At 67.7% G+C, this 12,393-nt stretch carries 10 protein-coding genes; 6 read left to right on the plus strand and 4 right to left on the minus strand.

Annotation, left to right across the window (positions count from 1 at the left end):
• Nucleotides 1–21: 21 nt before the first annotated feature.
• Together ccmI and A4249_RS10840 are read right to left on the minus strand one after the other, a co-directional pair.
• The gene (ccmI, locus tag A4249_RS10835) at nt 22–840 is read right to left on the minus strand and encodes a c-type cytochrome biogenesis protein CcmI (RefSeq protein WP_066552567.1); all 819 of its coding nucleotides are present in this window, start codon (nt 838–840) and stop codon (nt 22–24) included.
• A gap of 44 nt (nt 841–884) precedes the next feature.
• On the minus strand, nt 885–2,240 hold the full coding sequence (locus A4249_RS10840; RefSeq protein WP_066552568.1) for a hypothetical protein: 1,356 nt from the start codon (nt 2,238–2,240) through the stop codon (nt 885–887).
• A gap of 163 nt (nt 2,241–2,403) precedes the next feature.
• Between A4249_RS10840 and A4249_RS10845 the strand changes: the two genes are divergently transcribed.
• From A4249_RS10845 to A4249_RS10865, 5 genes are read left to right on the plus strand one after another with little or no spacing between them, the layout of a single operon-like run.
• On the plus strand, nt 2,404–3,336 hold the full coding sequence (locus tag A4249_RS10845) for an ABC transporter ATP-binding protein (RefSeq protein WP_066552570.1): 933 nt from the start codon (nt 2,404–2,406) through the stop codon (nt 3,334–3,336).
• Nucleotides 3,333–4,100 carry an ABC transporter permease gene (locus tag A4249_RS10850; protein WP_066552572.1) on the plus strand — a complete coding sequence of 256 codons (768 nt, stop codon included), beginning with the start codon at nt 3,333–3,335 and terminating at the stop codon, nt 4,098–4,100. Before A4249_RS10845 ends, A4249_RS10850 begins: the two co-directional genes overlap by 4 nt.
• Nucleotides 4,101–4,142: 42 nt before the next feature.
• Nucleotides 4,143–5,207, plus strand: a complete 1,065-nt coding sequence (locus tag A4249_RS10855) for a hypothetical protein (RefSeq protein WP_066552574.1) — start codon at nt 4,143–4,145, stop codon at nt 5,205–5,207.
• Nucleotides 5,208–5,267: 60 nt separating this feature from the next.
• Complete coding sequence (tldD, locus tag A4249_RS10860; protein WP_066552576.1) at nt 5,268–6,698, plus strand: metalloprotease TldD; 1,431 nt, start codon at nt 5,268–5,270, stop codon at nt 6,696–6,698.
• A gap of 59 nt (nt 6,699–6,757) precedes the next feature.
• Nucleotides 6,758–7,045: a hypothetical protein gene (locus tag A4249_RS10865; RefSeq protein WP_045809440.1), complete on the plus strand. Its 288-nt coding sequence runs from the start codon at nt 6,758–6,760 to the stop codon at nt 7,043–7,045.
• A gap of 3 nt (nt 7,046–7,048) precedes the next feature.
• On the opposite strand, the gene A4249_RS10870 is transcribed toward A4249_RS10865, so the two are convergent.
• Nucleotides 7,049–7,960 carry a TraB/GumN family protein gene (locus tag A4249_RS10870; RefSeq protein ID WP_066552578.1) on the minus strand — a complete coding sequence of 304 codons (912 nt, stop codon included), beginning with the start codon at nt 7,958–7,960 and terminating at the stop codon, nt 7,049–7,051.
• Nucleotides 7,961–8,147: 187 nt separating this feature from the next.
• On the opposite strand from A4249_RS10870, the gene A4249_RS10875 reads away from it, so the two are divergent.
• Nucleotides 8,148–10,217 (plus strand): TonB-dependent receptor plug domain-containing protein, encoded by a 2,070-nt coding sequence (locus A4249_RS10875; RefSeq protein ID WP_066552579.1) that lies wholly within the window; start codon nt 8,148–8,150, stop codon nt 10,215–10,217.
• 70 nt (nt 10,218–10,287) lie between these two features.
• Here A4249_RS10875 and A4249_RS10880 read toward each other — a convergent pair whose 3' ends face one another.
• On the minus strand, nt 10,288–12,222 hold the full coding sequence (locus A4249_RS10880; protein WP_066552580.1) for a peptide MFS transporter: 1,935 nt from the start codon (nt 12,220–12,222) through the stop codon (nt 10,288–10,290).
• Nucleotides 12,223–12,393: the final 171 nt, after the last annotated feature.

Raw genomic sequence — 12,393 nt, forward strand, 5'->3', positions numbered from 1 at the left:
TCGTCGCGCAGGACCAACGCGTCATTGCGCGCCGTCCTTCGGCAGTCGGCGTTCCAGATCCAGACGGCGCGGATCGGCCGGGTCGAGCGCGGCGATCAGAGACGTCCACAGGGTGCGGGCCTCGACGGCGTCGCCGCGCCGCAACGCGGCCTCGCCCAGGAAGAAGCGCGCGCCGAGCTGGTCGGGGTCCAGTTTCAAGGCCTCGCGGAAGGCGGCCTCGGCATCGCCGCCGATCTGGTTGTCGTTGGCGACGACCAGACTTTCGCCCAGCCGCGCCCAAGCCTGGGCGTCGCGAGGGTCCAGGGCGATCAGGCGGCGAAAGGCGGAGGCGGCGCCCAGCGGATCGCCGGCGGCGAAGCGGGCCGCGCCCAGCATGGCCAACGCCTGCCGATCCTTTGGCCGTTCCTGAACGACCCGCGCGGTCACCGCCGCCAGTTGCGCTGGCTCCAGCCGATCCAGATTGGCGGCCCAGTCGTCGACGCGCCGCTCATAGGCCTGATCCGGCAGGCCGGGCGAGCCGGTGAAGACATAGAGGCCCAGCGCGCCCGCGACCGTCACGCCGATCCCCCCCAGCACCCAGAACCGATCGCTGGCGCCGGCCACCGGGGTCGTGGTCGCCGAAACGGCCAGAAGCCGCCGTCCCGCCTCGGCGCGCGCGCCCACATAGGCCGCCTCGTCCAGCAGGCCGCGCGCCTTTAGCCGATCCAGTTCCTCGATCTCGCGCGAGCCGGCCTGGGTTTCAGCCCCGGCCGCCGGATCGGCGCCGCGCCGCGCGCCGGTCAGCACCAGCAGGGCGGCCAGGGCCGCCGCCAGTCCCGTCATTGTCCAGAAGACGATCATCTTCGCCGTCTAACCCATCCGCGAACGTCGGGCGAGGCGTCGTTTCAGCCCAGCCGCGCCATTTCTGCTGAGGCTGCGCGTCGCCTGACCGCGCGCGCCGCCTCCAGCGCCTCGATCACGGTCAGGAACCGCGCCGCGACACCGATCAGACGCAGCACATGGTCGGGATTTTCGGCTTCGCCGTCCGACAGACTGTTCAGCGCCTCGTCGGACCAGGTGGAGAGGTAGTCGGTCAGGTCGGCCTTCAATCCCGAGCGATCGGCTTCGCAGCCGAAGGTGACGGCCGCGCCGCGCAGGGCCGCCACCGCCGCCAGCAGGGCCGCCGCCGCCTCGATCGGTTCGCCCTCGGCCGGCGCCTCCAGCCAGGGCGACATCCGCGTCATGCGTCCGGTGATGACCTGACGCTTCATCGGCAGGGCGGCGTGGACGGCGCTGGAGGCGGACTTCATCAGACCCGAAAGCTGGCCCGAGACCTGGACCCGCGCCATCCGCGCCGCCTTGCCCCAGCTGGAATCGGGCCGCACCTGCAGGCTGAGGTCCATCTCGGCCAGTACGCCCGCGCACCAGTTGACATCGTCCACCACGCCCAGCATCGCGGTCTCGCCCAGCGACGATCGGACCACGGCGGCGATCTTCTGCACCCGCGCCTGAACGGAAGTCAGCAGCCGCTCGACGAAGACGCCCATCTCGGAATGGCTGAGGGTGATTTCACGGTCGGCGAGCCGGCTGGTCCGCGTCACGACCCGCAGCATCCGCTCGGCGTCCGCCACATGGGCGAACAGGATGTCGATCATGCGCCGCCCGCCGTCCGGCGACATCGCCAAACAGTCCTGGATCAACAGCCGAAGTCCCGCCAGCTGATTATCATCAGGGCGTTCCAGCCAGACGGGCAGGCGCGGCAGGGCGCTGCGGGCCAGAGGCGTCAGGTCGAAACAGCCGGCCAATTCGACCGGGGTGGATGGAGGCTGGTCGTCGGCGGGGCGCTGAAACTCCGGCCAGACGTCGCGCGGCCGGTCGCGCAGCACGGCGGCCGCCTTGGCGCACAGCCGATCGGCGGCCAGCGTCCATTCGCCGTCCACGGCCACGGCCCCGTCCAGCAGCGGCAGGAAATCCTCCTCGCCCTGCACCGCCTCGCGCCAGACCCGTTTCAAGACCAGAGGCGGAAAGACCAGGGCCGGCACGCCGTCGGCGCGCGGCTGAAACAGCGGCAGCAGAGGGGCGAAGGCCGTGCCGCGACGGGCGCGATCGCGCGCCTCTGCGGCGACGATGTTTGACAGTTCAACCGCTTTGTCGCCCTTCAGCGCCGCCACGGCCGCCCCCAGCATCCCCAGCGATGCGTCGGGACAGGCCTCGACGATCGCCGTCAGCGCGGCGTGGTGGGCGGCGGACAGGGACGGCACGAAAGCTCCTGCCAAAACTCAACTCAGGCCGGCACCGTGCGACAATCGGGTTAACAACGACTTGGCGTCTCTTGAGCGGAGCGCCACTTGAGTCAGGCGTCAGGCACGCCATATTGCCGCCACACCCGGCCCGCGCCGCCGCGCGCGCCGGAAAGGAAAGCCCATGCCCGTAATCGAGATCGACGGCCTGACCAAGACCTACAAGTCGGGGCACCAGGCGCTGAAGCGCATCGACCTGACGATCGACAAGGGCGAGATTTTCGCCCTGCTGGGTCCGAACGGCGCGGGCAAGACCACGTTGATCTCCATCGTCTGCGGCATCGTCACGCCGACGACCGGAACCGTGGTCGCCGACGGCCATGACATCCAGTCCGATTTCCGCGCCGCCCGCACCAAGATCGGTCTGGTGCCGCAGGAACTGACCACCGACGCCTTCGAGACCGTGCTGGCCACCGTCACCTTCAGTCGCGGCCTGTTCGGCAAGGCGCCGAACCCCGCCTTCATCGAGGGCGTGCTGAAGGACCTGTCGCTTTGGGACAAACGCGACGCCAAGATCATGACGCTGTCGGGCGGGATGAAGCGGCGGGTGATGATCGCAAAGGCCCTGAGCCACGAACCCGACATCCTGTTCCTTGACGAGCCGACCGCCGGGGTCGATGTCGAGCTGCGCCGCGACATGTGGGCGATGGTCCGAAAGCTGCGCGAGCGCGGCGTCACCATCATCCTGACGACCCATTACATCGAGGAGGCCGAGGAGATGGCCGACCGGGTGGGCGTGATCCTGAAGGGCGAGCTGATCCTGGTCGAGGAGAAGTCGGCCCTGATGAAGAAGCTGGGCAAGAAGACCCTGACGCTGAACCTGATCGAGCCGTTGGGCGCCCTGCCCGCCGACCTGTCCGAATGGGACCTGACGCTGAAGAACGAGGGCGGCGAGCTGGAGTACAGTTTCGACGCCAACGCCGACGATACGGGCGTGCCCTCGCTGATCCGCCGGCTTGAGGCGCTGAACATCGGCTTCAAGGACCTGAACACCCGCCAGAGCTCGCTGGAAGACATCTTCGTCAGCCTGGTCCACCAGAACGGAGCCGCGGCATGACCTTCAACGGATATGGCGTCTGGGCCATCTATCGCTTCGAGATGGCGCGTGCGCTGCGCACCCTGTGGCAGAGCGTGGTCACCCCAGTGATCACTACGGCCCTGTATTTCGTCGTCTTCGGCGGCGCGATCGGCAGCCGGATGCAACAGGTGGACGGCGTGCCCTACGGCGCCTTCATCGTGCCGGGCCTGATCATGCTCAGCCTGTTCACACAGTCGATCTTCAACGCCTCGTTCGGCATCTACTTCCCCAAGTTCACCGGGACGATCTACGAGATCCTGTCGGCGCCGGTGTCGTCGCTGGAGATCGTGCTGGCCTATGTCGGCGCGGCGGCGACCAAGTCGGCGGTGCTGGGCCTGATCATTCTGGCCACGGCGGCCTTCTTCGTGCCGCTGCAGATCCTGCATCCGGTCTGGATGATGGCCTTCCTGATCCTGATCTCGGTGACCTTCAGCCTGTTCGGCTTCATCATCGGAGTCTGGGCCAATGGGTTCGAGCAGCTCCAGATGATCCCGATGCTGGTCGTGACGCCCCTGACCTTCCTGGGTGGCGCCTTCTATTCCATCGACATGCTGCCGGACGGCTGGCGCACGGTGACCCTGTTCAACCCTGTGGTCTATCTGATCTCGGGCTTCCGCTGGGCCTTCTATGGTCAGGGGGATGTGGCCATCGGCGTCAGCGTCACCGCCACCCTGGGCTTCTTCGCCGTCTGCCTGGGCATCGTCATGTGGATGTTCAAGACCGGCTACCGGCTCAAGAACTGATCCGTCACGAAACGGGCCAGATCGCCAGCGATTGAGAAGACCATGTCCGACGACCAGAAGACCCCGCCCCAGCCCTTCGCCCGCAAGCCGGTGACCTGGGGGCGTATGCCCGCCACGACTTTCCACGTCGGGCCGGTGCCGGTCGCGCCCAATCCGCTGGACCGCATTCCCAATCCGCCGCCGCGCAAGCCCACGCCGCAACAACAGCAGGCCTCGATCCACACCCAGAGCCTGGCCTCCGGCGTCGCGCCGGCCAAGGCTCAGACGACGCCCGCCAATCCGATGCCGCGTCCCGCGCCCCGTCCGCAGGGGGCAAGCATCCTGGGCGGTTCGCTGATACCGACGGCGCGCCCGGCCCAGGCCCAGCCTCAACCTCAGGCTCCGACGCCGCCGCAGTCCAGGCCGCAGCCGGCGCCGGCCGCTCAACCTGATCTGACCGTGCGCCCCCTGCCCGCGCCCGAGACGACGCCCGCCCCTGCGCCGAAGCCGGTCGCAGCCGAACCCGTCGCCGCCGCCCCAGCGGTCGCGGCCAGACCCGCCATCGCGCCGGCCGCTGCGCCGATCACGCCCAGCTTCGCCCGAGCCCCCGCCAAGACCTCCCGCCTGCCGCTCTATGTCGGGGTCGGGGTGGTCGCCCTGCTGGTCGCCGGAGGGGGCCTGTGGTTCGCGATGCGTCCCGCCTCGACGCCGGCGACGTCAACGCCCGCCGTCGCCGCCGGTGCGCCTCTGACCGCCCCGCCGGCCGATACGATCCCCGCCGAAGCCGCCCCTGTCGTCGCGACCGAACAGCCCGCGCCCGCCGCGACGACCACAGCGACGCCGCCCGCCCCTGCCGCTTCCACGCCGGCAACGACAACGACGCCACGCGCGACGACGGCCGCGCCTCGCACGCAGACCCCGGCCCAGAACCAGACGCCGGCCGCGACGACGCAACCGACGACGCGTGCGCCCACGACCACCCCGGCGCCGTCCACGCCGGCGCCGACCGTCACGACGGAGCCGCTGGTGATCGTCCCGACGGCGCCGACGCCCGCCCCGACCGCGGCACGCCCGTCGAGCAGCGATCCCGACGGCCCGGTGGTGACGCGGCCTCAGCCGCTGGACTGATCGGCGGTTTCGCGCGCCGGGGCAGGTGACGAAACGGCCTTCAGCCCCTACCTACAGGCCATGACCGTTCACGCCTCCCCGCCGCCCATCCTCGACGCCGCCGGCGTCGACACCGATGAAGCCCTGTCGATCCTGAAGACGGCCCTGGCCGGCGCCGACGACGGCGAACTGTTCCTGGAGCGGTCCGAGAGCGAGAGCCTGGTGTTCGACGACGGTCGGCTGAAGTCCGCCGCCTATGACGCCACCGAGGGCTTCGGCCTCAGGGTCGTGGCGGGCGAAACGGCCGGTTACGCCCACGCCAACGAAATCTCGGCCGCCGCCTTGCGCCGCGCCGCCGACAGCGCGGCCCTGGCCAAACAGGGGCACGAGGCCCGTGTCGCCGAAGGGCCTCGCGCCACCAATCAGAAACTGTATGGCGAGGTCGATCCCCTCGCCTCGCCCGCCTTCTCCGACAAGATCGCCTTGCTGGCCGAGATCGACGCCTGGGCGCGCGCCCGCGATCCGCGCGTGGTCCAGGTGTCCGCCTCCCTGATCGGCGAGCGTCGCGCCATCGAGATCCTGCGCGCCGACGAACGGGCGGTGCGCGATGTTCGCCCGCTTGTCCGGCTGAACGTCTCTGTCACCGTCGAACAGAACGGCAAGCGCGAGAGCGCCTCATCCGGCGCCGGCGGCCGGGCCGGGTTCGAGGCCTGGGTCGCGCCCGAACGCTGGCAGGCCCAGGTGGACGAGGCCCTGCGCCAGGCCCTGGTCAATCTGGACGCCGTCGATTGCCCGGCGGGCGAGATGGACGTGGTCCTGGGCGCCGGCTGGCCCGGCGTGCTGCTGCACGAGGCCATCGGCCACGGCTTTGAGGGCGACTTCCACCGTAAGGGCTCGTCGGTGTTCAACGGCATGATGGGCCAGCGGGTCGCCGCCCCCGGCGTCACCGTGGTCGATGACGGCTCGATCGCCGGACGGCGCGGTTCCCTGTCCGTCGACGACGAGGGCACGCCCACCTCCCGCACCGTGCTGATCGAGGACGGGATCATGGTCGGGTTGATGCACGACCGTCTGTCGGCGCGTCAGCTGGGCGTCGCCGCAACCGGCAATGGCCGGCGCCAGTCCTTCGCCCATATGCCGATGCCGCGCATGACCAATACCTTCATGGAGGGCGGCAAGGATTCGAAGGCCGACATGATCGCGAATACAAAGCGCGGCCTCTACGCCGCCAACTTCTCGGGCGGTCAGGTGGACATCACCAACGGCAAGTTCGTGTTCCAGTGTAATGAGGCCTATCTGATCGAGGACGGGGTGATCACGGCCCCGGTGCGCGGCGCGACCCTGATCGGCGACGGGGCCACGGCCCTAACCAAGATCCAGATGGTCGGCGACGACTTCGCCTTCGATCCGGGCGTCGGCGTCTGCGGCAAGGCCGGACAGGGCGTGCCCGTCGGCATCGGCCAGCCCAGCCTCAAGATCGGCGGCCTGACGGTCGGCGGCACCGCCGTCTAAGCGAGCGGAACCGTATCGTCACGAAGCGTGTTTCCCCGCCACACTGGAGAGGAAACACCATGCCTACCGAACGCGAAGTCCAACATCCCGATGGCCGGGTCGAACGCATCACCGAGACCAGCGCGGCGCCCACCACCGTCGTCGAGCGTCGCGGCAGCGGCATGGGCGCCATCGTCGCCCTGATCGTCGGCTTGCTGGCCGTGCTGGTGATCGGCTACTTCCTGATGAACATGAACCGCAGCGACGCGGTGAAGGACAACGCCATCGCCGGCGCCGCCGAGAGCGTCGGCAACGCCGCCGACAACATCGGCGAAGCCGCGCGCGACGCCGTTCCGGAACGCAAGTAAGCTCTAGCGCGCCGATTGAGCGGGGGCGGAGGGGCGCCATTCGGGACCGATCGGTTCCAGCCCCTCCGCCTCCAGCCGATCCAATACGCCGTTCGGCTCGGCCAATAGCCGCAAGGGCGCGATAGCGACGGTGACCCCGGTTTCGGCCAGCGCCTTGTCCACCGCCGTATTCCATATACGACGCAGATCGTCCGCCTGGGCCATCACCGACCAGTAGGAACAGGCCGTCGCCGCCCTTTCCAAGGGCGAGTCCAGCACCGCCGGGATCCGGCGCAGACGCCAGTTCTCCGCACGTTGCGCGCCCGCCTCGACCCCGGCCTCCGCCGCCGTCGCCGCAGCGTCGATGCAGTCGAGGTAGCGTTCGGGCGGCGTCGTCAGAACCTTTTCGATCAGTTCGTCACCCCTGAAGATTCCGACGGGTTCAGCGGGCGTGCGATTGGCGCGCGTCGCCTGACGGACCAGGCCGGACACCGGACGCCCTCCGCTGCTGTAGCCGCCCAGTTCCATCAGATCGCCCGACAGGATCAGCATGCTGTCGCGGGTCGGGCCTTCGCCTGTCAGGCTTTCGACCCGGGCCTCAAGGTCCGGGGACAGATAGTCGGCGCTGGTGCGCCCGTTCGGCAAACGGGTCAGCGTCCGGAAACGCCAGATCAGCCGGCCCACATCGGCCAGCGAGGCCCGCCCCTCGACGGGAAACAGAACGCGGTCCGCACGATCAACCGCTGAGATGAGAGCGTCGGTGCGCCACTCCATCTTTCTGGGCAAACCGTCGATCGATCCGATCAGGATCAGGACGCTGTCGCCGCGCCGCACCTCCCACATCGGCGCCTCGATCCGGCGGGCGGTGACGACGATATCCTCGACGGCGTCCGATGGCGCATCCTGCGCGACGGCCGGCGCGGTCGTCAGCGCCATCGCTGCAAGTAAAAGCAATAGAGAAGATGAGCGCCTGATCATTACACCGCTGTAAACTTCATTACTGTCACTGGTGTAATGAAATCGCTGTAATGATGTCGTCGATTTAATCCACCTTGCGGCCTTGTAACTGGAGATGAATGCGACGGATCGGCACACCTCTCGCCAACACCCGAGGGGAAGACCAATGACAAAGACCCTGCTGCTGGCCAGCACCGCCCTGCTTTTCACCGCCAGCGCCGCTTTCGCCGGCGACAAGCCGCAAGTCGCCGAGGCCCCCGTGCCGACCGGCCCGACCAACCAGGCGCCCCTGGCCGACGCCAGCCAGCGCGGCGTGCTGGTCTTCACGCCGGACTTCTTCGCCGCCCAGCGCCCCAATACGGCGCTCGACATGGTCAACCGCGTCCCCGGCTTTTCCATCGACAACGGATCGGGCGCGCGCGGTTTCGAAGGGGCGGTCGGCAATGTGCTGATCAACAACAACCGCCCCGCCTCAAAGAACGATTCGGGTTCGAACGTCTTGGGTCGGACCCTGGCCAATCAGGTCGAGCGCATCGAACTGATCCGGGGCGGTGCGCCGGGCATCGACATGCAGGGCTATTCCGTCGTCGTGAACGTCATCCTGAAGACGTCCGACAGCCGCCAGTCGATCCTGACCTGGAACGCCATGCTGTTCGAAGGCGGCCATGACATCTATGGCGGCTCCTATCAGTTCACGCAGAACAAGGGCGATCGCAGCTGGGGCGTGACTCTGTCGGACGGCATGGGGTCCAGCGATTCCAACGGCGTCGGTCGGTCGGTCCGTCGCAACGCCGCCGGCGATGTCATCCGCGACGAGCGGTACGAGAATGACGGCTGGGGCGGCGGTCAGGGCATCCGCGGCAACTACACCGGCCCGCTGTTCGGCGGAAAGCTGGAAGGCACCGCCCGCTATGGTCTGAACGACTATCAGAACTGGACCGAGCTTTCGTCGCCCACGTCGCTGCGGCGCAGCGACTATGCCGAAGACGGCGATTCCGGCGAGTTGGGCCTGACCTGGACCCGCACCCTGAACCCGCGCTGGACCCTGGAGACGCGTCTGATCCACGAATTCTCCAGCTTCGACAGCGTCTCGGGCAGCAACGAGACCCTAAACGGGACGGCGGCGCCGGAGCAGCAGTTCAAATCCAACGGCGACTCGTCGGAATCCATCCTGCGCGCCTTGGTGCGTCACGAACGCTCGCCTGCCCTGACGATCGAGGCCGGCGCCGAGATCGCCTACAATATGCTGGACGTGAACCAGGCCTTCACCATCGGCGGCGTCGGTGTTCCCCTGCCCAGCGCCTCGGTCAAGGTCGAGGAGACGCGCGGCGAGGCCTTCAGCAAGGCGACCTGGCGGATCAATCCGAAGCTGACGCTGGAAGGTGGCGTGCGCCTCGAGGCCTCCACCATCAGCCAGTCGGGCGATGCGGACCAGGAAAAGAGCTTCTTCTTCGCCAAGCCGCGGCTGCTGGCGACCTGGACGCCGATGGCCGACAACCAGCTGCGTTTCCGCTTCGAGCGCGAACTGGGTCAGCTGGACTTCGGCGACTTCGCCGCCTCAGCTGAGCTGAGCGACGGCACGGTGTTCGGCGGCAACGTGGATCTGGAGCCGGAACAGCGCTGGATTTCCGAGCTGTCCTACGAACGCCGCTTCTGGGGCGAGGGCGTGGTCTCGATCGGCTATCGCCACGACCGCATCATCGACGTGATCGACCGCCTGCCCCTGCCCGGCGGCCTGTCGGCGACCGGCAACATCGGCGACGGAACGCTGGATCAGCTGTCGCTGAACGTGGTCGTGCCGCTGGACAAGGTCGGGATTTCCGGCGCCCGCTTCACCTTCAGGAACGACTGGAACAAGACCAGCGTCAACGACCCGACCACGGGCGAGGACCGCCGAATCTCGGGCGTGCGCCCCAGCCAGGCCAATGTCGGCTTCCAGCAAGACATCACCTCGTGGAAGACCCAGTGGGGGATCAACTGGCTGCCGCGTCTGGGCCAGGCGACCTACGATCCGGACCAGACCTTCGCCTGGCGCGGCGCGGACTATCTGGAGGCCTTCGTCGAATACAAGCCCAGCCCGACCCTGTCGCTGCGCGCCCAGCTGAACCTGTGGGACGACTTCACCCAGCAGCGCACGGTCTACGCCACACGCAATCCGCGCACCGTGGCCTTCGTCGAGGAGCGCTCCATCGACCCGCGCACCTTCGTCTCGTTGCGGGTCCGCAAGACCTTCTGAGGTCGCGCTTCACGCAGCAAAAAGCCCCGGCGGATCGCTCCGCCGGGGCTTTTCCATGATCAGGCGTCGATCAGTGGCTGGGCGTCGAGGCCGCAGGACGGGCGACGTTGCCGTCTTCCTGACCGCGATCGTTCAGCGCAGGGCCAGGGTGGTTGTCCCCGTCATTGGCGCCGTGCGACCAGCCCTTGATGAAGTGGCTGATGACAATGAAGGCCACGCCGATACCCATGCCCCACAGGCCCAGCAGCTTGAACACTTCAAGCGAGGTCTGAAGCGCAAGGCCCGGGTTCAGCACCTGGCCGCCGACCGTCTCCGTACCCGCCAGGCCGGCGATCCAGCCGCCGACATATTGGGCGATGGAGCTGGCCAGGAACCAGACGGCCATCATGAAGCTGACCACCTTGGCGACGGACAGTTTTGTGATTTCTGACAGGCCCACCGGCGACAGGAACAGCTCGCCGGTCGTGTGGAACAGATAGAGCAGACCCAGCAGGAGCAGCGGCATCTGGAAGGCCGAGTTGGCCATGCCGGCGCCCCACACCACGATCATGAAGCCCAGTCCGACTTGGAGAAGGCCGAGGCCGAACTTCAGCGTGGGGTTGGGGTCCAGGTTGCGCTTGCCCAGGAAGGACCAGAGCGCGGCCATGATCGGTGCGAAGATCAGGATGAAGCCCGCATTGAACGACTGGGTCTGGGCCGCCGTGATGGTGGCGTCGATCCAGGGACCCGACGTGCTCAGACCAGCGGCGGCGATCTGGGCCGGGGTGCCGACGGTGACGCCCAGAAGCTGGAACGCCTGCGGGGTGATGCTGAGATCGACGTTACGGTCGGCGAACAGGTTCAGCGAGGTGCCGGCCTGTTCGAACAGGGTGAAGAAGACGACCGACCCGAAGATCAGCACCAGGGCCAGCATCATCCGCTCACGCTGCGCCTTGTTCTCGCAAACCTTGATGATGACGTAGAGGATGAACAGCAGCGACGCGACGGTGGCGGCGCCCAGAACCCAACCCACCAGGGCGTTGCGCTGAACCATGAACCAGACGACGCCGACGCCCAGGATGCTGAGCAGGTAGATCGACCATTCGCGGTTGATCGGACCCAGCATGGGCTTGCTCAGATTGGCTTCGGCCGGAGGCTCGCCCTTGCCTTGCAGCAGGGGTTTGCCCAGTACGAAGACCACCCAGCCCAGCGCCATGCCGACGCCGGCCAGGCCAAAGCCTGCCCACCAGCCGACGGTCTGACCCAAAAGGCCGCACAGCACCGCCGCCCAGAAGGCGCCGAGGTTGATGCCGTAGTAGTAGAGGGTGAAGCCGGAATCACGCCGCGGGTCACCTTGCGGATAGAGCTGTCCGACGATGGTCGAGATGTTGGGCTTCAGGAAGCCGACGCCCATGATGATGAAGGACACCGCCAGATAGAAGACGTTCACGCCCGCCATATCGCGGGTCGCGTCGATCTTGTATTCGCCGGTCGGCAGAACGGCCGGCAGCGGCGAGGCGGCGGGCAGGTTCTCGATCGCCAGGCCGTTCTCGGCGGCCTCGAAGGCGTATTTCTGGCCGCTGACGACGATCGACACTTCACGCGCCGCGCCGCGGCCTTCGGCGTCGATCTGATAGGTCTGACCGGCATAAGTCAGGGTTTCGGTCGCGGGACGGCCCTCGAAAGCCATCATGCCGTGACCTGCGACCAGGAGCAGGGCGCCGAAGGCGACGGCCTTGCGCGTGCCGATGAAGCGGTCGGCCATGATGCCGCCCAGCAGGGGCAGCAGATAGACCAGCGAGGTGTAGGAGCCGTAGGTCGACCCCGCCATGGCGTCGTCGAACAGGAAGTGTTGCGTCAGGAAGAAGATCAGGATGCCGCGCATGCCGTAGTAGGAGAACCGCTCCCACATCTCGGCGAAGAACAGGATGATCAGTCCGCGCGGGTGGTTTTTGAGGATCTGCATCAGCACCGGCACGCCCGTGGCGAAGGTGATGATCAGTCCAAGGGCGACGACGATGTTCATGCGCGCGTCCCCCTAATCGTCTTCACGCGTCGTGTAAGTCGCGCCTTCCCCAAATCCGTCCTCAACGGCTCACTCCCAACTGCCGCGCCGCTTATCGGGCGCGCGAAAGGCGCATACCCAGCACAGCGGGCGAATCCGAACAAGTGTTAAGGCTGTCGCGGGGGCGGCCAG

The organism is Brevundimonas sp. GW460-12-10-14-LB2 (assembly GCF_001636925.1).
GTDB lineage: Bacteria > Pseudomonadota > Alphaproteobacteria > Caulobacterales > Caulobacteraceae > Brevundimonas > Brevundimonas vesicularis.